Origin of the sequence: Pandoraea pnomenusa, from assembly GCF_040391475.1 — a bacterium.
GTDB lineage: Bacteria > Pseudomonadota > Gammaproteobacteria > Burkholderiales > Burkholderiaceae > Pandoraea > Pandoraea pnomenusa_C.
The window spans coordinates 18,319-39,234 of record NZ_JBEBXS010000021.1; the positions used below are offsets into that span (position 1 = coordinate 18,319).

Consider the following 20,916-nt stretch of genomic DNA (forward strand, 5'->3'; position numbering starts at 1 on the left):
TATGGCGCAACCCTTGGCCGAAGCACTCGCGACCAACCATTACTTCGACAATCAGTTCAACACGCAGGCGGTCAAGCTGCTGCCGTCGGAGTATTTCGTCACGACCGAAGACATCATGCTGGTGACGGTGCTCGGTTCGTGCGTGGCGGCGTGCGTGCGCGACAGCGTGACCGGCATCGGCGGCATGAATCATTTCATGCTGCCCGACGACGCAGAGAGCGATCGCGACCGTATACTCTCGGCGTCCATGCGTTACGGCGCATACGCCATGGAAATGCTCATCAACGAGCTGATCAAGCTCGGCGCGCGGCGCGAGCGTCTCGAGGCGAAAGTCTTCGGCGGCGGCGCGGTGCTGGCGGGCATGACCACCCTGAACATCGGCGATCGCAATGCGAATTTCGTGTTGCGCTATCTCGAGACAGAGCAGATTCGCGTGACCGCGCAGGATCTGCTCGGCACGCATCCGCGCAAGGTGTGCTTCTTGCCGCGCACCGGGCGAGTGATGGTCAAGAAGCTGGGCGACCGGGGAGATCCGTCGATCGTCCAGAGCGAACAGGCGTACGCGCAGCGACTGCGCGCGCGCGAAGTACGGGGTTCCGTAGAACTCTTTGCGCCACCGGCCAGAAATGCCAAGCCTCGGCCGGGGCCTGACAACCGACAAATGGAGGAGGCTTGAGCGAACCAATCAAAGTCCTGTGCGTGGACGATTCCGCACTTGTGCGCAGCCTGATGACGGAAATCATCAATGCGCAACCGGACATGACCGTAGTGGCGACCGCACCCGATCCGCTCGTGGCGCGCGACCTGATCAAGCAACACAACCCGGACGTGCTCACGCTCGACGTCGAAATGCCGCGCATGGACGGCCTGGACTTCCTCGAGAAGCTCATGCGCCTGCGCCCGATGCCGGTGCTCATGGTGTCCTCGCTGACCGAGCGTGGCTCGGAAGTCACGCTGCGCGCGCTCGAACTGGGCGCGGTCGACTTCGTGACGAAGCCGCGTCTGGGCATTCGTGACGGCATGCTCGACTACGGCGAGATGATCGCTGAGAAGATTCGTGCTGCCGCGCGCGCCCGTGTGCGCAGTGCGCCGCCCAAGAGTGCGGCGCCGGTCGCCGTGGAAGCGGCGCCGTTGTTGCGCAACCCGCTGGTGTCGACCGAAAAGCTGATCATCATCGGCGCGTCGACCGGCGGTACGGAAGCGATTCGCGAGGTGCTCGTGCCGATGCCGCCCGACGCGCCGGCGATCCTGATTACGCAGCACATGCCTGCTGGCTTCACGAAGTCGTTCGCGCAGCGCCTGAACGGGCTGTGTCGCATTACGGTGAAGGAAGCGGAGCACGGTGAGCGTGTCCTGCCGGGCCATGCGTACATTGCACCGGGTGGCGACACCCACCTGCAACTCTCGCGCAGCGGTGCGAACTATGTGGCCTTGCTCGACCCGGCGCCGCCGGTGAATCGACATCGGCCGTCGGTCGATGTATTGTTTCGCTCCGCAGCGGTGCACGCCGGACGCAACGCGATCGGGGTGATTCTCACGGGCATGGGCCGCGACGGTGCGGCCGGTCTGGTGGAGATGCGCCGTGCGGGCGCGCACACGTTCGCGCAGGACGAAGCGAGCTGCATCGTGTTCGGCATGCCGCGCGAAGCGATCGCCATGGGCGGCGCCGAAGAGGTGGTGCCGCTGCATGAAATGGCGCGAAAAGTGCTGCATCAGGTCGCGAAATTTGGCGAACGCACACAACGGGTATAGTAAGGCGCCTTTTTGGCGCTTTTTCGCCGTATGCTTCGCTTCGAAATGCGAACACACTTAGGGCACTGAGTGGTGGCGACATTTGCCCGTGAATATCGCCGGCGTCCCCGGGGGACGTCGGCAGAATTGGAGTGATGATGGTAGACAAGAACATGAAATTCCTGGTCGTCGACGATTTTCCGACGATGCGCCGCATTGTGCGAAACCTGCTCAAGGAGCTGGGCTTCTCCAATGTCGACGAAGCGGAAGACGGGGCGGCAGCACTGGCCAAACTGCGTGGCGGCAACTTCGAGTTCGTGGTGTCGGACTGGAACATGCCGAACATGGACGGCCTGACGATGCTCCAGCAGATCCGTGCCGATCCGAACCTCTCGAAGCTGCCGGTCCTGATGGTCACGGCCGAAGCCAAGAAGGAAAACATCATCGCCGCAGCGCAGGCGGGGGCGAGCGGCTATGTGGTCAAGCCGTTCACGGCTGCGACCCTCGATGAAAAGCTGGGCAAGATTTTCGAGAAAATGGAAAAAACGGGGGCCTGAGCGTGACCCACGAGGCGAGCACTGAATTCCCGGCGGCGCCCAATGGCGCCCACGTGACCGGGGAAGCCGATCCGGCCGAACGCATGCTCATGCGTATCGGGCAGTTGACGCGCATGTTGCGCGACAACCTGCGCGAGCTTGGTCTGGACAAGCAACTCGAACAGGCAGCCGAAGCGATTCCGGATGCGCGCGACCGCCTGAACTACGTGGCCTCGATGACCGAGCAGGCCGCGGTACGCGCGCTCACGGCCATCGAGCTGGCGAAGCCGCTTCAGGACCGTCTCGAGGCCGACGCCAATGCCCTCGACGCGCGCTGGGCCGAGTGGTTCGATCAGCCGCTCGAGCTCGACGACGCGCGCAAGCTGGTTCAGGAAACGCGCGCCTACCTGCGTCGCGTGCCGGAAGACACCCGCGCGACCAATAACCATCTGATGGAAATCATGATGGCGCAGGACTTCCAGGATCTGACCGGCCAGGTCATCAAGAAGATCATGGAAGTCGTGCAGGAGATCGAGAAGCACCTGCTCCAGACGCTGCTCGAGAACATGCCGCCCGAAAAGCGCAAGGAAGCCGAAGATTCGCTGCTCAACGGGCCGCAGATCAAGAAGGAAGGCCGCACCGACATCGTGGCCGACCAGGGGCAGGTCGACGACCTGCTCGCCAGCCTCGGCTTCTGACGTTTCGCCTCGCCGGGCCCGTTGCCGGGTCCGGCCGACGCGGCTTTGCCGCCGCGGGCGTGAAATACCGCCCAATCCCGCCTCTATTCCCCCCTTTGTGACTTGACGGTTACGGCCATAATCGGTCGCGATAGGGTGGGTTCGTCCGCCCGTTGTGGATAGGGCATGGCTGAGGAAAGCGATCTCGAAAAGTCGGAACCAGCGTCCCCTCGGCGCCTCGAAAAGGCGCGCGAGGAGGGACAGGTTGCGCGTTCGCGCGAGCTTTCGACGTTCGCCTTGCTGGCGGCCGGGGTGGCCGGCCTGTGGATGACGGCCGACCGTATCTCCCAAGGCTTCGGTCAGCTCATGCGCCGCGGCATGCAGTTCGAGCCGGGCACTGCCCTCGACACGCACCGCATGCTCTCGAACGCCGCCCACTCCGGCGCCGACGCCCTCATGACCATGGCGCCGCTGTTCGGCCTGCTGGTCCTCGCCGCGATCCTGGCGCCGATGGCGCTGGGCGGCTGGCTGTTCACCACCAAGTCGCTCGCGCCGAACTTCGGTCGCCTGAACCCGCTCAAGGGGCTGGGCCGCATGTTCTCGTCGCAGGGCCTGATCGAGTTGGTCAAGGCCGTGGCGAAGACACTGCTCGTCGGCGCCGTGGCGTACTGGGCGATTGCTCGCGACAAAGACGCCGTGATGGGCCTGATGACCCAGTCGCCGCGTGCCGCGCTCCCGTATGTGGGCGAGATGATCGTGGTGTGCTGCGCATTCATCGTCTCGTCGCTGCTGCTTGTGGCCGCCATGGACGTGCCGTACCAGCTCTGGCAGCACTACAAGAAACTGCGCATGACCAAGGAGGAAGTGCGTCAGGAAAACAAGGAATCCGAAGGCGATCCGCACCTCAAGGCGCACATCCGCCAGTTGCAGCGTCAGGCCGCGCGTCGGCGCATGATGCAGGACGTGCCCAAGGCCGACGTGATCGTGACCAACCCGACGCACTTCGCCGTCGCCCTCGAATACAAGGACAACATGCGCGCCCCGCGTGTGCTCGCCAAGGGCACCGATCTGGTCGCGCAGCGCATCCGCGAGATGGGCGCCGAACACCACATCCCGATCCTCGAAGCCCCGCCGCTCGCGCGTGCACTGCACCGCCATGTGGAAATCGGTCAGGAAATCCCGGCCACGCTGTACACGGCCGTGGCCGAAGTGCTCGCGTGGGTCTTCCAGCTTCGCCGCTGGCGTACCGAAGGGGGCGCCGAGCCGCGCACCCCGTCGGATCTGCCGGTGCCGGCCGAACTCGACGCGCCGCGGCGCGCCGGGCCGAAACGAGTGTAACGAATGAACCTCAACCCTCGCGCGAACCAGCTGCTGCGCTCGTCGCAAATGCTCCTCGGCGGCAATCTGAAGTCGCTTGCCGCCCCGGTGCTGATCATCATGATTCTGGGCATGATGATCCTGCCGTTGCCGCCGTTCATTCTGGATCTGCTGTTCACCTTCAACATTGCGCTGTCGGTGATGGTGCTGCTCGTGAGCATGTACACGCAGAAGCCGCTCGACTTCGCGGCCTTCCCGAGCGTGCTGCTGTTCTCCACGCTGCTGCGCCTGTCGCTGAACGTGGCGTCGACCCGCGTGGTGCTGCTCGAAGGCCACACCGGCCCCGACGCCGCCGGCAAGGTGATCGAGGCGTTCGGCCACTTCCTGGTGGGGGGCAACTACGCCGTCGGTATCGTGGTGTTCATCATCCTCGTGGTCATCAACTTCATGGTGATCACGAAGGGTGCGGGGCGTATCGCCGAAGTCGGCGCGCGCTTCACCCTCGACGCCATGCCCGGCAAGCAGATGGCCATCGACGCCGACCTGAATGCCGGCCTCATCGGCGAAGAAGAAGCCCGCAAGCGCCGCAGTGTGATCGCGCAGGAAGCCGACTTCTACGGCTCGATGGACGGTGCCTCGAAGTTCGTGCGCGGCGACGCGGTCGCCGGTCTGCTGATCATGGTCATCAACATCGTCGGCGGTCTGATCGTCGGGGTGGTGCAGCACAATCTGGATCTCGGTACGGCCGCCAAGAACTACACGCTGCTGACCATCGGTGACGGTCTCGTCGCCCAGATCCCGGCACTGGTGATCTCGACGGCCGCCGGTGTGGTTGTCTCGCGTGTGGCCACCGACGAAGACATCGGCCAGCAGGTCGTCTCGCAGCTGTTCAGCAATCCGCGTGTGCTGGGTATTACGGCAGCGATTCTCGGATTGATGGGCCTGATTCCGGGCATGCCGCACTTCGCCTTCCTGTTGCTGGCGGTCGGCCTCGGCGCGCTGGCCCGCTGGCAGTTCCGTAAGGGCGAAGCCGAAAAGCAGCAGGCCGCACGCCCGACGCAGACCGCCGCCGCAGCGGCGCCTGCCGAAGTGGCCGAAGCGTCGTGGGACGATGTGGCGCTCGTCGATCCGCTGGGGCTGGAAGTCGGCTATCGCCTGATCCCGCTCGTCGACCGCAATCAGGACGGCGAGTTGCTCAAGCGCATCAAGGGCATCCGCAAGAAATTCGCACAGGAAATCGGCTTCCTTGCACCGGTGGTCCATATTCGCGACAACCTGGAACTGCGCCCGAACCAGTACCGGATCACGCTCAAGGGCGTGATCATCGGCGAAGGCGAAGCGTATCCGGGACAGTTGCTCGCGATCGATCCGGGGCAGGTGAGTGCGCCGCTGCAGGGCATGCCCACGCGCGACCCGGCCTTCGGCCTGCCCGCCACCTGGATCGATGTGGGGCAGCGCGATCAGGCGCAGGCGTATGGCTATACGGTGGTCGATGCCGGCACGGTGGTCGCCACGCACCTGAATCACCTGATCAATGGCCACGCGCACGAGTTGCTCGGCCGTCAGGAAGTGCAGCAGCTCATCGAGCGTATCGGCAAGGACGCGCCGAAGCTCATCGAAGATCTCGTGCCGAAGACGATTGCGCTCACTTCGCTGCAGAAGGTGTTGCAGAACCTGCTCGAGGAGCAGGTGCCGATTCGCGACATGCGCACCATCATCGACACCATCGCCGAGCATGGCGCGCGCGTGCAGGACCCTTACGAACTTACGGCGCTGGTGCGCCTGTCGCTGGGCCGCGCGATCACGCAGAGCGTGTTCCCGGGCAACGGCGATCTCGAAGTGGTGGGGCTCGACGCCAATCTCGAACGTATTCTCACGCAGGCGTTGTCGGCCGGCGGCGGTACCGGCCTCGAGCCGGGCCTCGCCGACACGCTGCTGCGCGAAACACAGGCAGCCGTGGCGCGTCAGGAGCGCCAGGGCTTGCCGGCAGTCTTGCTGGTTCAACATCCGCTGCGTTCGCTGCTTTCGCGCTTCCTGCGCCGCAGCCTGCCGCAGCTCAAGGTTCTGTCGTATGCGGAAGTGCCTGACACACGCAACGTGAAAATGACGGCACTCATCGGAGGTCAAGCGTGAAGATTCGGAAATTCTTTGCGGGCACGTGCCGCGACGCACTGCGCCAGATTCGCGAGGAAATCGGACCCGATGCGGTCGTGTTGTCCAACCGCTCGGTCGCCAACGGCGTGGAAATCGTGGCGCTGGCGGAAGAGGATCTGGACGAGCTTGCGGGCGGCGACATGCCGACGTATCGTCCGCGTCCCCGTCCGGCACCGGCGCCTGCCATTGGGACCGTTGCGAGCGCATCGGCCGCGCCGGTGGCGGGTGCCCACGACGCCGCAGCCGCCAATGCCTTTGCCCAGAGCATGATGGGCGAGCTTCAGACCATGCGCGGCTTGCTCGAAGAGCAGGTGGCCGGTCTGGTGTGGAACGACAAGCAACGCCGCTCCCCGGCACAGGGCGAGATTCTGCGCACGCTGCTCGCCGCCGGCTTCTCGGCGCAGCTCGGCCGTGCGCTGCTCGAGCATCTGCCGGAGGGCAGCGACCGCGAGGCCGGGCTCGAATGGGTGAAGAGCGCGCTGACGCGCAACCTGCCCGTCATGCCGAACGAAGACGAATTGATGGACCGCGGCGGGGTGTACGCGCTGATGGGCCCGACCGGCGTGGGCAAGACCACGACCACGGCCAAGCTCGCGGCGCGTTGCGTGATGCGTCACGGCGCCGAGAAGCTCGCGCTGCTCACGACCGACAGCTATCGTATCGGTGGGCACGAGCAACTGCGCATCTACGGCAAGATTCTCGGCGTGACGGTTCACGCGGTGAAGGACGCGACGGACCTGCGCCTTGCGCTGACCGAGTTGCGCAACAAGCACATGGTGCTGATCGACACGGTCGGCATGAGCCAGCGCGATCGCACGGTGCCGGAACAGGTGGCGATGCTGTGCGGCGCGGAGACGCCGGTGCAGCGCCTGTTGCTGCTCAATGCCACCAGCCACGGCGATACGCTTAACGAAGTGGTGCATGCGTACCGCAGCGCCAGCGCGGAAGGCGGCGGCGATCTGGCCGGGTGTATCCTGACGAAACTCGACGAAACGACCAACCTCGGGTCGGTGCTCGATACGGTGATTCGTCACCGTCTGCCGGTGCATTACGTGTCGACGGGACAGCGCGTGCCGGAAAACCTGCACGTCGCCGACAAGCAGTTCCTGATCGACACGGCGCTGTCCGCGCCGGTGACGGGATCGCCGTTCGTGCCGTCCGAGGAAGATCTGCCGGCGGTCGTGCGTGGCGTCGACCCCAACTACAGCGGGCTGTTCGCGCCCGCACAACCTTCAGGCGAGGCCTGCTTTGGTTAAACTCGTACTCGATCAAGCGGAGGGACTGCGCCGGCTCGTGGCGCGCCACACTACGCGTATCGTCGCGGTGGTGGGGAGTGCGCCTGAAGCGGGTCAGACGAGTGTTGCCCTGAATCTGGCCAGCGCGCTGGCCCATCACGGTCAGGATGTCGTGCTGGCCGACGAGAGCGGCCATGCGGCACCGGCGCTTGGTCTGCCGTTGCGCGGCGACATCCACGATGTGCTCGCCGGCCGCGTGTCGGCCGAGTCGATTCGCGTGCTCACGCGCGACAACGTGGCGCTGGTGCCGGTGGCGCATCGTCATCCCGAACGCGTCGATCCGTTGCGCGCACTGCCGTTGCTCACGACGGGCGAGCCCGACGTGGTGGTCATCGACTGCACGCACGCGGGCGCGCTCCTGAGCCCGCTCGCGGCGCATGCGCATGACGTGCTGGTGGTGCTGGGATGTGAGCCCGCGTCGATTACGGGCGCGTATTCGTGGATCAAGCGAGCGCACTTCGAGTACGCGCTGGCGCAATTCCGGGTGGTCGTGAATCGGGCCGAGGATGTGGAGGCTCGCGTGGTGTGCCGCAATCTGGCCACGACGGCGAGTCGTTATCTGGCGGTGTCGCTGGAGCTGGCGGGACATGTGCCGGCGGACCGTCAGGTCATGCGTGCGCGGCAACTGACGCGCACGGTGGTCGATGCCTTTCCGATGGCGCCGGCGGCGGTGGCTTACCGCCAGTTGGCGGCGCAGGTGATGCATTGGCCGTTGGCGATGCGCGAGGCCGGCGCGGCGGCGCTGGCCGGCGGCATTGGCGAGATAGGTGACATCGGCGGCGATCGTGGCGAGATGACGCATGGCGTGGGCGCGGTGAGCGCGCACACGGCCTGAGCGATACGGCACGCGTCGAGAGGAAGCGGAGGGAAACATGTATACCGCGCGCGGGAAGGTCGACACGAACGACACGCTGACCCAATACGCGCCGTTGGTGCGCCGCCTGGCGCTGCAATTGATGGCGAAGCTGCCGGCGAGCGTGGAACTGGAAGATCTGATTCAGGCCGGCATGCTGGGGCTGCTCGATGCAGCGAATCGGTATCAGGAGACGCAGGGCGCGCAGTTCGAAACGTACGCGAGCCAGCGCATTCGCGGGGCGATGCTCGACGAGTTGCGCGAGCTGGACTGGGCGTCGCGCGGCATTCGCAAGACGGCGCGCCAGATCGAGCAGGCGGTGCAGCGTCTTGAGCAGCGACTCGGGCGGGGTCCGTCGGAGAGCGAGATTGCGGGCGAGATGTCGATCGGGCTGTCCGAGTATCAGCAGATGCTCCAGGACGTGCACGGCTGCCAGCTGATCTATTACGAAGACTTCGAATCGGCGGACGAAGAGCCGTTCATCGACCGGATTTGTGCGGACCCGGGCGCAGACCCACTGACGATGCTGCTTGACGAAGGTCTGCGCGGCGGCGTGGTCGACGCCATCGATCGTCTGCCGGATCGCGAGAAATTGCTGATGAGCCTGTACTACGAGCAGGGGCTGAACTTGCGCGAAATCGGCGCGGTGCTCGAAGTCAGCGAGTCACGCGTGTGCCAGTTGCACAGCCAGGCGATCTCGCGTCTGCGTGCGACGCTGCGCGAGAAGGCCTGGACGTCGGCGAATTAAACCCCTTTGCGCGCACCAAGGACACCGTCGACACGTTCAACGATGTGTTCGGGTGTCGCCATTGCGGCGGGGCCGAAATCCCCGCCTGCCAACCATTTCTCCCGCGGCGGTATTGTCTTCGCCCCCCACGATTGAAGCAGTGCCATCTGTGTGCTCGTCAAGGGATGTTCCCACATGAACTTGTTCATGGAGGGGGCGACGAGCAGGGGCTTGCTTTCGATCTGCCATGCCCGATAAGTCGTTGTGAGCAGATTGTCGCAAAGACCCGAGGCGAGCTTCCCGAGCGTGTTGGCCGTCATGGGGGCAATGACGAAAAGGTCCGCCCAATTCCTCAATGCGATGTGCAGAATCCGGTCGCCCCTTCGTCGCCAGACATACCAGTCGTCCTCGTCCGTGTGAACGCTTGCTTGGCAATGAACGGTCGTCGGATCAAAGAATGAGAGCGAGGGTGTAGAGGCAACGACCCGGACGTCGTGATTCCGATGAAGCAATTCGACGAGTCTGGCCGTGTCTTTCGCACCGATACTTCCGGTCGTGCCTAATAGGACCCGATGTCGTCTCATTCCAATTCTCGCTCCCGTGCTCTATGTGACTTCAACAGTCCGTAGATGCTGATTGACGCCCAAAAGACCTCAATCAATAGTGATGCAGGGTTCGGGTTGTACATGAGCGAGTAAACGATCATTGCCGACCCGATCAGATTCAACCCGGAGTAGACGGATGTGTTGGTGGATAGCGTACCGTGAAGGTTGAGAAAATAAGCTGCGACGACGATGAGAGCGCCAGCAACACCGATAAGATCCGGAACGGTCATGGCCACCATTTCAGACTGCCAGCGTGATTCTTTTTTCCGGAGCGAACGAAGGCAGTGCTGCAGGGGGAATTGCTTCTGTCCATCCACGCGAGGCGCGAATGGTGACGCTCGCGCAGTTCGACAGCTCGTTTTGCACGATCAATTCGCATCTGATGGGTTCCAGTACCTCGAAGAAGTCGTCGATGATTGACCAGCAGGCTTGCTCGAGCGTCATCGAGAGGCTGGCATATTTGCCGAGATATTCCTGAAAGGAAAAGAATTCAACCAGTTGCTCGCGCGGGTGGTAATGAAATTTCAAGCGGGCGGCATTGACTTCCGTTGGATGAAGCTGCTCGTTGGTGCGGAACGCCGGCACGTCAAAAGTGACGCCATACGCTCGCATCCGAGCCCGCTGCTTGATGGTGTTTGGAATAACGACAAATTCGTGGTCAACGTTCATTACGGCTCCCCGGTCAAATTCGCTTGCTCACTGGACTGGCGAGCTTAACCCGGTGACAGACGTGGTTGATCGAATGACTCGGCGTTTCCTTGCGAGAGACGCCTGAGGCGGCCCGGCAGACGTTCGCCTTCAACGAGGATCGACGAGGCGAGAGAAGAGGATTTTTCGGATGACGCCCAAGTGCGCTGTGATGCTGGGGCCGTCAATAGCGAGGCGCCGCGGCTTTTTTGTAGGTGCTAAATTTCAACGGAAATGTCCTGGCGTCGCCTCTCAGCCTCCGGTGATATCTAGCGGCTTAAAGCCCCTTCACTGAAATACAGGAGAATGCGAGAGGCCCCTGAACCGCTGGCTGAGCGGGGTGGGGGACGCGTGCGCATGCCCTCGACGCGGCATCGCGCGCTGGTCATGGACGCTGCAGAATTGGGCGTTAGTCCGAACCGACTGGACAGTCTCGAACTTGCAGTGAGCTAAACGTAGGGTGTCGAGCTTTTTCGAGAGGCGGTTCGAGCCGCGTAATCGCCCGAACTTCGTCAGGCCGTAACGCTGCCGCCGCTCGAGCGCGGGGCGGTGCGGCCGTCCGGGCCGTAGAGCGGGGCGTTTTGCTGCGGTCCGTACAGAACGTTCAGCGCCTGCTGGGTGTACGTCAGGCGAGTGCGGATAAGCACGCCGTTCGTCTCGTTCGCTCGCTTGGCTTGCGTGGCCGCAGCCAGCAGCGCCTTCCACGCTGCGTCGATGCGCGTGTCTGCTGCGGCCGCTGCCGTTGCACCGGTCTCGTCCGGCGCATAGCCCAGCGCTTCGAGCTGCGCATCGCGCTCGCGGCCGAGTGTTGCCAGTTCGGCCACCGCGCGCGTCTTGCGTTCGGTCAGTTCCGGCAGCGCGTCGAGCGTGCCGTTCACCAATGCCTGCTGTTCCTCGCCAAGCAACGTTGCAAACGCACCAATGGCGTTCGTCTCGGCAGACAGGGCGTTCAGCAGGGCATCGGTTGTCATGACTTCGATTGAGTAGAAAGCAGATCGCGTGCGGTCTGGATGATACCGTCCGCAATCTTGGAGGAATCGATGGTGAGCGTGCCGTCGGCAATCGCCTGCTTGATCGCCGATACCTTGGCGACGTCGATATCCGCCGAGCCGGTCTGCGCCAGGGCAGCCTGCAAGGCGCGCATTTCCGACGACAGTGCGCTCGTGCTCACGTTGGCACCGCTGCCGGTGGTTGTCACGGACGCGGCTGCGCCGTCGGCACCCGCAGTGCCGGTTGTCGTCCGATCGGTCGTCGCCTTCCCGGCGCCGACGCCCTTCAACGGATTGGCCGGTGGTTCGATTTTCATGTGCTTTCCCCAGAAACCTGCCTGTGTAACGGCATTATCCGCCATAACTTTAGGCAAGTAACATCCTGTTACCAGATCAAGTGCCCGGGTGATTTCAGCGAATATTCAACGATAGCGAATGCTTACTTACAAGGCAACTTCGACTTCCACGTTGCCGGTCTTTCCTGTCTTGAGCGTGCCGCTGACGACCTGACCGGCGCGCGTGCGCACCTGGACCGGATCGCCTGCACTGGCGCGGGTGAGCACCTGTCCTTCGGTGCTGACCTCGAAGCCGGAGCCGCGCGAGACCACGCGCACCGTCTGTCCCTGCTGTACGGCGATGGCGCTGCGCAGCAAGTCCGAGCGGATCGGCAGACCCGACGTAATACGGTTCACCGCCACGGTGCCGACGATCTGGCCGGCATCGGTCGCGACCGTGCGGGGCAGCAGCGTGAGATCGCCCTGGCGCGGCGACAGGTCGTTCGGGCCGATGGTTTCGCCCGGATTGATCTGGCGCGCCGCCACGAAATACGTCGCATTGATGCTCACGCGGGCTTGCAGATACAGCGTCCACGGACGCTCGCCCGCGCACCGCACGCCCACCGTCGTGGCGCCCCAAAGGCGCGCGCCGGGCGGCAGGAACGGCTCGAGGACGTTGCAGGCGGGCATGCGGTCCGAAACCGCATCGCCCACGGTGATGTTCACGGTGCCGGGCAGACCGGTGGTCTGCTCGCGCAGGAAACGCTCGGCCGTCTGACGCACGACCTGAATGTTCTGGAATTGGGGATTGGCAACGGGCACGGCCTGCGCCACGGGTGCGGCCTGGGCCGACTGGGCTGCTTGTGCCGCCTGCACCGGCTGGACGTTCGCGTTCACCGTGGTGACCGGACGCACCTGCGTCGGCACGTTCGACGCGACGCCGCCTGCGGCCGTGTGGTTGCCGGGAATGACGATGGCGCCGGGCCCAAGGGTGTTGCCGAGATTCTGGGCAGCGGGATCGGTGGCGATGCCCGCGTTGGCCGTAGCGGCGAGCGCAGTGCCACCGACGCCGAGACTCGCGAGCGCCAGTGCGGCGGCCAGCAGGCCGAACAATCCGGATGAAAGGCGCGAGCGCTGACCGCGCAGCAGCCCATTGCGCGCGCGGGGGGCATTGGCGATACCGCCGCCGAACTTGCCTGCCATGCTCACTCTCCTTGCGGCCGTCACCCCGGGCGAACCACGGTGTGTGCGACGCTCAAACCTCAGACCTGCCGCGCGGACCTTGAGCGGCCTGTCGCGCCTGCATCGGCGTCTTGCGGATCGGGCCATGCCGAACCGCGAAGCCGACGGCACCGGGCAGCGTTCCTGTGCCTGGGGGGCGAATGCCGCCCGATGCCGTCAGGAAGCCATTCTAGAGATGTCGCCCTGCCCGGCATGGCCCGAAATGGCGGCCAATCTCCTTCCTATTCCTCCGATTGAATCCCCGGGGGTACGCATACGATGCGAAGCATGCCAAAAGGTCCGTACTTTTCCCGGACCCGGCAGGACATCCCGTCTGCGCCTCGCGCGACGCCCGCCTGAGCCCAGCAGCGCTCGGCGCGGCCCGGCGCGAACCCGGCGCAGGACGGACAGGTTTCTTGTGCAGTACCCGGTATCAAGGCAAGCATCAGGCGAGACGAGATCATGGACAAACTGGACGCGGCATTGCGATTTTCCCAGCAGGCGCTGGCCATGCGCGCCTACCGCCAGGAGGTGATCTCGTCGAACATCGCCAACGCGGACACGCCGGGCTACAAGTCGCGCGACGTCGACTTCAACAACGCCCTGTCGCAAGCCGTCGAGCGTGGTGCGCAACAGCAACTGGCCACCGAATCGAGCGTGTCGCTCTCGCGTACGTCGTCGCGCCACATCTCGGGACGCGCCGTCACGAGCGCCCCGGCAATGGGCGGCCCCGAGCTGCTCTACCGCGTGCCGTATCAGCAGAGCGTCGACGGCAACACGGTCGAGCTCGATGCCGAGCGCGTGAACTTCGCCGATAACGCCGTGCATTACCAAACGGGCCTCACGGTCCTGTCCAGCCAGATCAAGACGATGCTGGCAGCCATTACGCAACAAGGGTAAGCGCCATGCCACTCATGAGCATCTTCGACGTTGCCGGCTCGGCCATGACGGCCCAGTCCCAGCGTATGAACGTCACGGCCAGCAACATGGCCAACGCGGAGTCGGTGACCGGCCCGGACGGCCAGCCGTACCGCGCGAAGCAGGTCGTGTTTGAGGTCAACCCGGTCGCGGGTGCCGACGTGGGCGGCGTGAAGGTGGCGCGCGTGGTCGAAGACCCGTCGCCGCTCAAGACGGTGTACGACCCGAAGAATCCGGCTGCCAATGCGCAGGGCTACGTCACCATGCCCAACGTGAATCCGGTGGAGGAGATGGTCAACATGATCTCCGCCTCCCGTTCCTATCAGGCCAACGTCGAGGCGCTCAACACCGCCAAGACGCTGATGCTCAAAACCCTCACGGTCGGCCAGTAAGAAGCCGCGCGGAGACCAGAACCATGGCAAGTATCAATACGTCGAACGCCGCGAACTTCTCGCAGACGTTCCTCGATTCGGTCAACGGCACTGCCAGCAACAGCTCGAGCTCGAAGTCCTCGGCCGGCAGCGCAGACGACCTGCAGAACAGCTTCCTGAAGTTGCTCGTCGCCCAGATGAACAACCAGGACCCGCTCAACCCGATGGACAACTCGCAGGTGACCTCGCAGCTCGCGCAGATCAGCACGGTCTCGGGCATCACCCAGCTGAACACCACGCTCTCGTCGGTGACCTCGCAACTGAACTCGACGCAAAGCCTGCAAGCCGCCGCGCTCGTGGGCAAGGGCGTGCTGATCCCGGGCAGCAACATCGGCGTGGGCAGCACCACGGCCGAAGACGGCACCGTCACCAAGACCGCCACGCCGTTCGGCTTCGAACTGCCCAGCGATGCCGATACGGTCACGATCCAGATCAAGGACGCCACCGGCAAGGTGGTGCGCACCGTCAACGCGGGTGCGCTCGACGCCGGCGTGCAGGCGCTCACGTGGGATGCCAAGGACGACTCGGGCACCGACGTGGCCGACGGCAAGTACACCCTGTCGGTGACCGCTTCGGCCAACGGCAAGGCCATGACGCCGACGCTGCTCTCGTACGCACAGGTGCAAAGCGTGGTGGCCAGCACGACCGGCTCGCCGCTGCTCAACGTGGGCACGGGCTCGAACATTGCCCTGAGCGACGTGCGCGAAATCCTGTAATTCAGCCGCTCAAGCTGCTTCAGAACGTAACGAATTAACTACGACGTACCCCGTCGTCAACCGAATCTCAGGAGTATCACATGGCCTTTTCGACCGGATTGAGCGGCCTGAACGCTGCCTCCAAGGACCTCGACGTGATCGGCAACAACGTTGCCAACGCGGCGACCGTCGGTTTCAAGCAGGGTCAGGCGCAATTCGCCGACATCTACGCCAACTCGCTGTTCGGCGCGGGCAACAACGTTGTCGGTATCGGTACGCGCGTGTCGGCCGTGGCGCAGCAGTTCACGCAGGGCGACATCACCGTCACGAACCGCCAGCTCGATCTGGCCATTTCGGGCAACGGCTTCTTCCGCGTGTCGAACAACGGCACCATCGCCTACTCGCGTAACGGCCAGTTCTCGCTCGACAAGAACGGCTACATCGTCGACGCCAACGGCGATCACCTGACCGGCTACCTGGCTGGCCCGAACGGCATCATCAACAGCGTCTCGCCGGTCGATCTGCAGATCCCGACGGGCGACCTGGCGCCGACGGCCACCACCAAGATCACGGGTCAGTTCAACCTCGACTCGCGCAGCGCCGTGAACACCGCGACGTTCTCGATCACCGATCCGAACTCGTACACGAACGCCACGTCGCTCAAGGTCTACGACTCGCTGGGCAACTCCCACGACGTGAACCTGTACTTCGTGAAGTCGAGCGTCGACACCACCACCAACAACGCCACGTGGACGGTCTACGCCTCGGTCGACGGCACGACCCAGGTCGGCACGGGCGCGATCGGCACCATGACGTTCAACTCGGCCGGTAGTCTCGTCAGCCAGACCGACTCCGCGGGCGCGCCCGTGACCGGCCCGATCACCCTGCCGACGATCAACTACGCCAACGGCGCGTCGAACGGCAGCATGACGCTCGACCTGTCGGGTACCACGCAATACGGCAACACCTACACGCCGAACACGCTCACGCAGAACGGCTACAGCTCGGGTCGCCTGACCGGCTTCACGTTCAACGCGGACGGCACGATCGTCGGCACGTACTCGAACACGCAGTCGATGGTGCTCGGTCAGGTCGCGCTGGCGAACTTCAACAACGTGCAGGGCCTGATCCCGCTGGGCAACAACCTGTGGGCCGAGTCGGCCGCATCGGGCATTCCCATCGTCGGCGTGCCGGGCGGCACCAACCTCGGCAAGCTGCAGGCCGGCGCCGTGGAAGCCTCGAACGTCGACCTGACGGCTGAACTGGTCCACATGATCACCGCGCAACGCAACTATCAGGCGAACGCGCAGACGATCAAGACGGAAGACCAGTTGATGCAGACGATGGTCAACCTGTAAGGCGGGAGCGGCGCGCATGCGTAACTTGCACGGAGACCGTCGATGGATCGTCTGATCTATATCGCCATGACGGGCGCAAAGCAGGCGATGGAGCAGCAATCGACCACCGCCAACAATCTGGCGAACGTCTCGACGCCGGGCTTTCGCGCCCAGCTCGCGGCGTTCCGTCAGGCGCCGGTGCGCGCCGAAGACGGCTCGACGGGCACGCGAACGTTCGTCGCCACGTCCACGCCCGGCACCGATTTCACGCCGGGCGCGATGCAGCAGACGGGACGCCCGCTCGACGTGGCCATCCAGGGTCAGGGCTGGCTCGCCGTGCGCGATGCGCAAGGCCGCGAAGCCTATACCCGTGGCGGCAACATCGAAATGACGGCTGACGGCCAGCTCACGCTGCACGGCCAGCCGCTCATGACCGACGCCGGTCCGGCTGCCGTACCACCGGGCGCTGCCGTGACCGTCGGCACCGACGGCACGATCTCGGCATTGGGCCAGGGCGATCCGCCCAACTCCATCGCCGTGATGGGCCAGTTGAAGCTGGTCAATCCGCCGGAGGGCAATCTGGTGCGCGGTGACGACGGCCTGTTCCGTACCGCGAACAATGCCCCCGCGCCGGTCGATCCGAACGTGGTGGTCGTGGCGGGCTCGATCGAGGCCAGCAACGTCAATCCGGTCAGCGGCCTGGTGAACATGATTTCGCAGTCGCGGGCCTTCGAGATGCAGATGAAGATGCTGCAGACGGCCGATACCAACGAACAATCCGCCAACCAGTTGCTTAACTTCAGCTGACCGGCACTGTCACCGACTTCGGGGAGAATGACCCAATGATCCGTTCGCTCTACATCGCTGCCACCGGCATGAATGCCCAGCAGACGAACATGGACGTGATTTCCAACAACCTCGCAAACACCAGCACGAACGGCTTCAAGAAGGGCCGCGCGGTGTTCGAGGACCTGCTGTACCAGACGATCCGCCAGCCCGGCGCGCAGTCGTCGCAGCAAACGCTGCTGCCTTCGGGCCTGCAACTGGGCACCGGTGTGCGCCCGGCCGCGACCGAGCGCATCTTCACGCAGGGCAACCTGACCTCGACGAGCAACGCCAAGGACGTGGCCATCAACGGCGACGGCTTCTTCCAGGTGCTCATGCCGGACGGCACGACCGCCTACACGCGCGACGGCTCGTTCCAGGTCGATAACAACGGCCAGCTCGTGACGGCCTCGGGCTACCCGATCCAGCCGGCGATCACGATCCCGGCCAACGCACTGTCGCTGACCATCGCGCGCGACGGTACGGTGTCGGTCACGCAGCCGGGCAACACCGCCAACGTGCAGATCGGTACGTTCCAGCTCGCCACGTTCATCAACAACGCCGGCCTGCAGAGCATGGGCGAGAACCTGTACGCCGAGACGGCCGCTTCGGGCGCACCGAACGTGGCGCAGCCGGGCACCAACGGCGCGGGCGTGCTCAACCAGAACTACGTCGAAACGTCGAACGTGAACGTGGTGGAAGAGCTCGTGAACATGATTTCGGCGCAGCGCGCGTACGAAATCAACTCGAAGGCGGTCACGGCGTCCGACCAGATGCTGCAACGTCTGACGCAGATGTAAGGAGCGTAGTCATGTCCGCCATTCCGACCGTCAAGCCACGCAGCGCAGGCCTCGCGCGATTCCTTGCGCTTGCCGCCGCCGCCGCGCTGAGCGGTCTGGCGGGCTGCGCCTACATTCCGCAGGAGCCGGTCGTGACCGGCCCGACGACCACGCGTCCGCCGCCCCCGCCGGTGGCGGCCGATCCGGAAGGCTCGATCTACCGGCCGCTGTACTCGAACCGTCCGCTGTTCGAAGACCGCCGTCCGCGTAACGTTGGCGACATTCTCACGATCGTCATCAACGAAAACACGGCAGCGAGCAAGAACTCGGCGGCCAACACGACGCGTGCCGGCAGCGGCAACCTGACGTTGAACCAGACGCCGGGCGTGATCGGCGGCGTGCTCAACAATCAGGCGCTGGACGCGAGTGGCGCGAACAAGTTCGACGCCAAGGGGGCGGCCAACGCCAACAACGTGTTCTCCGGTCAGATCACCGTGACCGTGATGGACGTGTTGTCCAACGGCAACCTGGCGGTGGCGGGCGAAAAGCAGATCGCCATCAACCAGGGCACCGAATACATCAAGTTCTCGGGGATCGTCGCCCCGCAGACCATTTCGGGCGCGAATACCGTGCCTTCGACGCAGGTGGCCGATGCGCGCATCGAATACCGTGGCAAGGGCTACATCAACGAAGCCGAAACCATGGGCTGGCTGCAGCGCTTCTTCCTTAACGTCTCGCCCTTCTGATGTCGATCATGCCGTACCTGTCGCGCCGCGCGCCTAGCCTCCGTCACCTCCGCCTGAACATCGGCCGCCTTGCCACTGCTGTTGCCGTGGCTGGCGCGACGGGTGCCGCCGCGCTGCTCACGCCGGGCGTCGCTCATGCCGAGCGACTCAAGGAACTGGCGTCGATCCAGGGCGTGCGCGACAACCAGCTGATCGGTTACGGCCTCGTGGCCGGCCTCGACAACTCGGGTGACCAGACCACGCAGACGCCGTTTACCGTGCAGAGCATGACCAACATGCTCTCGCAACTGGGCATTACCGTGGCGCCGGGCACCAACATGCAGTTGAAGAACGTGGCCGCCGTGATGGTCACCGCCACGCTGCCCGCGTTCACGCGTCCCGGTCAGGCCATCGACGTGGTGGTCTCCTCGATGGGTAACGCCAAGAGCCTGCGCGGCGGTACGCTTCTCATGACCCCGCTCAAGGGGCCGGACGGACAGGTCTACGCACTCGCGCAGGGCAACCTGCTGGTGGGCGGCGCCGGTGCGTCGGCCAACGGGTCGAGCGTGACCGTCAACCAGCTCGCGTCGGGCCGTATCCCGAGCGGCGCCATCGTCGAGCGCGCCGTGCCGACCGCGATGGGCGGCCAGCCGGGTACCGTGCAGATGGAACTGAACGTGACCGACTTCTCGACTGCGCAGCGCGTGGTCGACGCCGTGAACCGCCGCTTCGGCTATAGCACCGCGCAGGCACTCGACGGTCGTGTGATCCTGCTGCGCACGCCGACCGATCCGTCCTCGCGCGTGCAATTCCTTGCGCAGCTCGAGAGCCTCGAAGTGAAGCCCGACAACACGGCCGCCCGCGTGATCATCAACGCGCGTACCGGTTCGGTCGTGATGAACCAGAACGTGACGATCCAGCAGTGCGCGGTGGCGCACGGCAACCTGTCGGTCGTCATCGACACGCAGAACAATGTGAGCCAGCCGGCGCCGTTCTCGGGCGGTCAGACGGTGGTGGCCCCGAATTCCCAGATCTCCGTCCAACAGGAGAACAACGCGCTCAAGATCGTCAAAGCGGGCGCCAACCTCGCCGACGTCGTCAAGGCGCTGAACTCGCTCGGTGCGAGTCCGGCAGACCTGATGTCGATTCTGCAGGCCATGAAGGCCTCGGGCGCCCTGCGCGCCGACCTGGAGATCATCTGATATGGCCGACGGCAACCGACTTACCGGTGCTGCGGGCAGCCAGCTGCCCGACCTGACGCACCGCGCGACCTACGACATGCAGGGCCTCTCGGCGCTGCGCGCCGCCGCTCACCAGCAAACGCCGCAGGCCACGCAGCAGGCGGCGAAGCAGTTCGAGGCGGTCTTCACGCAGATGATGATGAAGAGCATGCGCGACGCCACGATGTCCGGCGGCCTGCTCGGCAGCGATCAGGAAAAGATGTTCAACGGCATGCTCGACGACCAGCTCGCCCAGCAGCTGGCCTCGAACAAGGGCATCGGTCTGGCGGACCTCATGCTCAAGCAGCTCGCCAGAACCGGCACGACGCTGCCGCCCGCCGCCATGGGCCGTGCGCAGTCGCTGCAGGGCCGCGCCTACAACGCTGCCGATGCCATTGGCGTGGCCGACGGCGCACCGGCCGCTGCGGGGGAGTTCGTCGAGCGCATGGCCACGGCCGCGCAGAACGCCAGCGCCAGCAGCGGCATTCCGGCGCGCTTCATGCTGAGTCAGGCGGCGCTCGAATCGGGCTGGGGCAAGCGGGAGATCCGCCGCGCGGACGGCAGCACGAGCCACAACGTGTTCGGCATCAAGGCGGGCAAGAACTGGAACGGTCCGACGGTGGAAGTCGCGACCACGGAGTACGTGAACGGCCAGCCGCGCAAGGTGATGGCCAAGTTCCGGGCGTACAACTCGTATGACGAAGCGTTCGCCGACTACGCGAACCTGATTTCGAAAAACCCGCGCTACGCCTCGGTCGTGGCCAGCGCCAACGACGCCGCCGGGTTCGCCACGAACCTCCAGCGTGCGGGCTACGCGACCGATCCGCAGTACGCCAGCAAGCTCATGAAGATCATGAAGCACTTCGCCTGAGCGCGAAGCCGGCACGCAGGGAAACCCGGACATGAAGCCGGGTGCAGG

At 64.7% G+C, this 20,916-nt stretch carries 24 protein-coding genes; 18 read left to right on the top strand and 6 right to left on the bottom strand.

Translation table 11 applies throughout. The annotated features are described in order from the left end of the window. Position 1 precedes the first annotated feature (1 nt). The 9 genes from cheD to ABWO90_RS19425 all read left to right on the top strand — a co-directional run bounded on the left by cheD (position 2) and on the right by ABWO90_RS19425 (position 9,311). Positions 2–676, top strand: coding sequence for a chemoreceptor glutamine deamidase CheD (gene cheD, locus ABWO90_RS19385; protein ID WP_353192858.1), 675 nt, complete (start codon positions 2–4; stop codon positions 674–676). Then, positions 673–1,752, top strand: a complete 1,080-nt coding sequence (locus tag ABWO90_RS19390) for a protein-glutamate methylesterase/protein-glutamine glutaminase (RefSeq protein WP_353192859.1) — start codon at positions 673–675, stop codon at positions 1,750–1,752. The genes cheD and ABWO90_RS19390 overlap by 4 nt, the downstream gene beginning before the upstream one ends. 137 nt (positions 1,753–1,889) lie before the next feature. Further along, positions 1,890–2,288 carry a chemotaxis response regulator CheY gene (gene cheY / locus ABWO90_RS19395; protein ID WP_039413638.1) on the top strand — a complete coding sequence of 133 codons (399 nt, stop codon included), beginning with the start codon at positions 1,890–1,892 and terminating at the stop codon, positions 2,286–2,288. 53 nt (positions 2,289–2,341) lie between these two features. Then, entirely contained in the window at positions 2,342–2,965 is a 624-nt protein-coding gene (gene cheZ, locus ABWO90_RS19400) for a protein phosphatase CheZ (protein ID WP_353192919.1), read from the top strand. A 165-nt stretch (positions 2,966–3,130) separates the two neighbouring features. After that, positions 3,131–4,282 carry a flagellar biosynthesis protein FlhB gene (flhB, locus tag ABWO90_RS19405; protein ID WP_353192860.1) on the top strand — a complete coding sequence of 384 codons (1,152 nt, stop codon included), beginning with the start codon at positions 3,131–3,133 and terminating at the stop codon, positions 4,280–4,282. A gap of 48 nt (positions 4,283–4,330) precedes the next feature. Beyond that, positions 4,331–6,394, top strand: coding sequence for a flagellar biosynthesis protein FlhA (gene flhA / locus ABWO90_RS19410; RefSeq protein ID WP_502922667.1), 2,064 nt, complete (start codon positions 4,331–4,333; stop codon positions 6,392–6,394). Next, complete coding sequence (gene flhF / locus ABWO90_RS19415; RefSeq protein WP_353192862.1) at positions 6,391–7,671, top strand: flagellar biosynthesis GTPase FlhF; 1,281 nt, start codon at positions 6,391–6,393, stop codon at positions 7,669–7,671. The genes flhA and flhF overlap by 4 nt, the downstream gene beginning before the upstream one ends. Then, positions 7,664–8,545 carry a MinD/ParA family ATP-binding protein gene (locus ABWO90_RS19420; protein WP_353192863.1) on the top strand — a complete coding sequence of 294 codons (882 nt, stop codon included), beginning with the start codon at positions 7,664–7,666 and terminating at the stop codon, positions 8,543–8,545. Before flhF ends, ABWO90_RS19420 begins: the two co-directional genes overlap by 8 nt. 37 nt (positions 8,546–8,582) lie before the next feature. Further along, complete coding sequence (locus ABWO90_RS19425; RefSeq protein ID WP_353192864.1) at positions 8,583–9,311, top strand: RNA polymerase sigma factor FliA; 729 nt, start codon at positions 8,583–8,585, stop codon at positions 9,309–9,311. On the opposite strand, the gene ABWO90_RS19430 is transcribed toward ABWO90_RS19425, so the two are convergent. From ABWO90_RS19430 to flgA, 6 genes are all read right to left on the bottom strand, one after another. After that, complete coding sequence (locus ABWO90_RS19430; protein WP_353192865.1) at positions 9,308–9,874, bottom strand: flavoprotein; 567 nt, start codon at positions 9,872–9,874, stop codon at positions 9,308–9,310. The genes ABWO90_RS19425 and ABWO90_RS19430 overlap by 4 nt on opposite strands. Next, positions 9,871–10,134 (bottom strand): CBU_0592 family membrane protein, encoded by a 264-nt coding sequence (locus ABWO90_RS19435; protein WP_353192866.1) that lies wholly within the window; start codon positions 10,132–10,134, stop codon positions 9,871–9,873. Before ABWO90_RS19435 ends, ABWO90_RS19430 begins: the two co-directional genes overlap by 4 nt. A gap of 1 nt (position 10,135) precedes the next feature. Then, on the bottom strand, positions 10,136–10,564 hold the full coding sequence (locus ABWO90_RS19440) for a hypothetical protein (protein WP_353192867.1): 429 nt from the start codon (positions 10,562–10,564) through the stop codon (positions 10,136–10,138). A 530-nt stretch (positions 10,565–11,094) separates the two neighbouring features. After that, positions 11,095–11,553, bottom strand: coding sequence for a flagella synthesis protein FlgN (locus ABWO90_RS19445; RefSeq protein ID WP_353192868.1), 459 nt, complete (start codon positions 11,551–11,553; stop codon positions 11,095–11,097). Then, entirely contained in the window at positions 11,550–11,888 is a 339-nt protein-coding gene (gene flgM / locus ABWO90_RS19450; protein ID WP_353192869.1) for a flagellar biosynthesis anti-sigma factor FlgM, read from the bottom strand. The genes ABWO90_RS19445 and flgM overlap by 4 nt, the downstream gene beginning before the upstream one ends. A gap of 126 nt (positions 11,889–12,014) precedes the next feature. Next, positions 12,015–13,049, bottom strand: a complete 1,035-nt coding sequence (flgA, locus tag ABWO90_RS19455) for a flagellar basal body P-ring formation chaperone FlgA (RefSeq protein WP_353192870.1) — start codon at positions 13,047–13,049, stop codon at positions 12,015–12,017. A 477-nt stretch (positions 13,050–13,526) separates the two neighbouring features. On the opposite strand from flgA, the gene flgB reads away from it, so the two are divergent. The 9 genes from flgB (at position 13,527) to flgJ (ending at position 20,868) form a co-directional block, all read left to right on the top strand. Further along, positions 13,527–13,967, top strand: a complete 441-nt coding sequence (gene flgB, locus ABWO90_RS19460; RefSeq protein WP_353192920.1) for a flagellar basal body rod protein FlgB — start codon at positions 13,527–13,529, stop codon at positions 13,965–13,967. Between the two features lie 5 nt (positions 13,968–13,972). Beyond that, positions 13,973–14,377 carry a flagellar basal body rod protein FlgC gene (flgC, locus tag ABWO90_RS19465; RefSeq protein WP_353192871.1) on the top strand — a complete coding sequence of 135 codons (405 nt, stop codon included), beginning with the start codon at positions 13,973–13,975 and terminating at the stop codon, positions 14,375–14,377. 23 nt (positions 14,378–14,400) lie between these two features. After that, positions 14,401–15,132 (top strand): flagellar hook assembly protein FlgD, encoded by a 732-nt coding sequence (gene flgD / locus ABWO90_RS19470; RefSeq protein WP_353192872.1) that lies wholly within the window; start codon positions 14,401–14,403, stop codon positions 15,130–15,132. Between the two features lie 80 nt (positions 15,133–15,212). Beyond that, on the top strand, positions 15,213–16,469 hold the full coding sequence (flgE, locus tag ABWO90_RS19475; RefSeq protein ID WP_353192873.1) for a flagellar hook protein FlgE: 1,257 nt from the start codon (positions 15,213–15,215) through the stop codon (positions 16,467–16,469). A gap of 42 nt (positions 16,470–16,511) precedes the next feature. Continuing rightward, positions 16,512–17,255: a flagellar basal body rod protein FlgF gene (locus ABWO90_RS19480; protein ID WP_353192874.1), complete on the top strand. Its 744-nt coding sequence runs from the start codon at positions 16,512–16,514 to the stop codon at positions 17,253–17,255. A 35-nt stretch (positions 17,256–17,290) separates the two neighbouring features. Beyond that, positions 17,291–18,073 carry a flagellar basal-body rod protein FlgG gene (gene flgG / locus ABWO90_RS19485; protein WP_353192875.1) on the top strand — a complete coding sequence of 261 codons (783 nt, stop codon included), beginning with the start codon at positions 17,291–17,293 and terminating at the stop codon, positions 18,071–18,073. Between the two features lie 11 nt (positions 18,074–18,084). Further along, a complete protein-coding gene (locus ABWO90_RS19490; protein WP_353192876.1) occupies positions 18,085–18,798 on the top strand; it encodes a flagellar basal body L-ring protein FlgH in 714 nt (237 codons plus the stop codon). Then, positions 18,798–19,979 (top strand): flagellar basal body P-ring protein FlgI, encoded by a 1,182-nt coding sequence (locus ABWO90_RS19495; RefSeq protein ID WP_353192877.1) that lies wholly within the window; start codon positions 18,798–18,800, stop codon positions 19,977–19,979. Before ABWO90_RS19490 ends, ABWO90_RS19495 begins: the two co-directional genes overlap by 1 nt. Position 19,980: 1 nt before the next feature. Further along, positions 19,981–20,868 carry a flagellar assembly peptidoglycan hydrolase FlgJ gene (flgJ, locus tag ABWO90_RS19500; protein ID WP_353192878.1) on the top strand — a complete coding sequence of 296 codons (888 nt, stop codon included), beginning with the start codon at positions 19,981–19,983 and terminating at the stop codon, positions 20,866–20,868. The last annotated feature ends 48 nt before the right edge of the window (positions 20,869–20,916 follow it).

Bases quoted from the DNA above. Each gene is read 5' to 3' on its own strand.
- cheY (WP_039413638.1), top strand. From the start codon at position 1,890: ATGGTAGACAAGAACATGAAATTCCTGGTCGTCGACGATTTTCCGACG.
- ABWO90_RS19435 (WP_353192866.1), bottom strand. From the start codon at position 10,134: ATGGTGGCCATGACCGTTCCGGATCTTATCGGTGTTGCTGGCGCTCTC.
- flhB (WP_353192860.1), top strand. From the start codon at position 3,131: ATGGCTGAGGAAAGCGATCTCGAAAAGTCGGAACCAGCGTCCCCTCGG.
- flgA (WP_353192870.1), bottom strand. From the start codon at position 13,049: ATGGCAGGCAAGTTCGGCGGCGGTATCGCCAATGCCCCCCGCGCGCGC.
- ABWO90_RS19425 (WP_353192864.1), top strand. From the start codon at position 8,583: ATGTATACCGCGCGCGGGAAGGTCGACACGAACGACACGCTGACCCAA.
- flgM (WP_353192869.1), bottom strand. From the start codon at position 11,888: ATGAAAATCGAACCACCGGCCAATCCGTTGAAGGGCGTCGGCGCCGGG.
- ABWO90_RS19490 (WP_353192876.1), top strand. From the start codon at position 18,085: ATGTCCGCCATTCCGACCGTCAAGCCACGCAGCGCAGGCCTCGCGCGA.
- ABWO90_RS19430 (WP_353192865.1), bottom strand. From the start codon at position 9,874: ATGAGACGACATCGGGTCCTATTAGGCACGACCGGAAGTATCGGTGCG.
- flgE (WP_353192873.1), top strand. From the start codon at position 15,213: ATGGCCTTTTCGACCGGATTGAGCGGCCTGAACGCTGCCTCCAAGGAC.
- flgC (WP_353192871.1), top strand. From the start codon at position 13,973: ATGCCACTCATGAGCATCTTCGACGTTGCCGGCTCGGCCATGACGGCC.
- ABWO90_RS19440 (WP_353192867.1), bottom strand. From the start codon at position 10,564: ATGAACGTTGACCACGAATTTGTCGTTATTCCAAACACCATCAAGCAG.
- cheD (WP_353192858.1), top strand. From the start codon at position 2: ATGGCGCAACCCTTGGCCGAAGCACTCGCGACCAACCATTACTTCGAC.
- flgJ (WP_353192878.1), top strand. From the start codon at position 19,981: ATGGCCGACGGCAACCGACTTACCGGTGCTGCGGGCAGCCAGCTGCCC.
- flgG (WP_353192875.1), top strand. From the start codon at position 17,291: ATGATCCGTTCGCTCTACATCGCTGCCACCGGCATGAATGCCCAGCAG.
- ABWO90_RS19495 (WP_353192877.1), top strand. From the start codon at position 18,798: ATGTCGATCATGCCGTACCTGTCGCGCCGCGCGCCTAGCCTCCGTCAC.
- flgD (WP_353192872.1), top strand. From the start codon at position 14,401: ATGGCAAGTATCAATACGTCGAACGCCGCGAACTTCTCGCAGACGTTC.
- ABWO90_RS19445 (WP_353192868.1), bottom strand. From the start codon at position 11,553: ATGACAACCGATGCCCTGCTGAACGCCCTGTCTGCCGAGACGAACGCC.
- ABWO90_RS19480 (WP_353192874.1), top strand. From the start codon at position 16,512: ATGGATCGTCTGATCTATATCGCCATGACGGGCGCAAAGCAGGCGATG.
- flhA (WP_502922667.1), top strand. From the start codon at position 4,331: ATGCTCCTCGGCGGCAATCTGAAGTCGCTTGCCGCCCCGGTGCTGATC.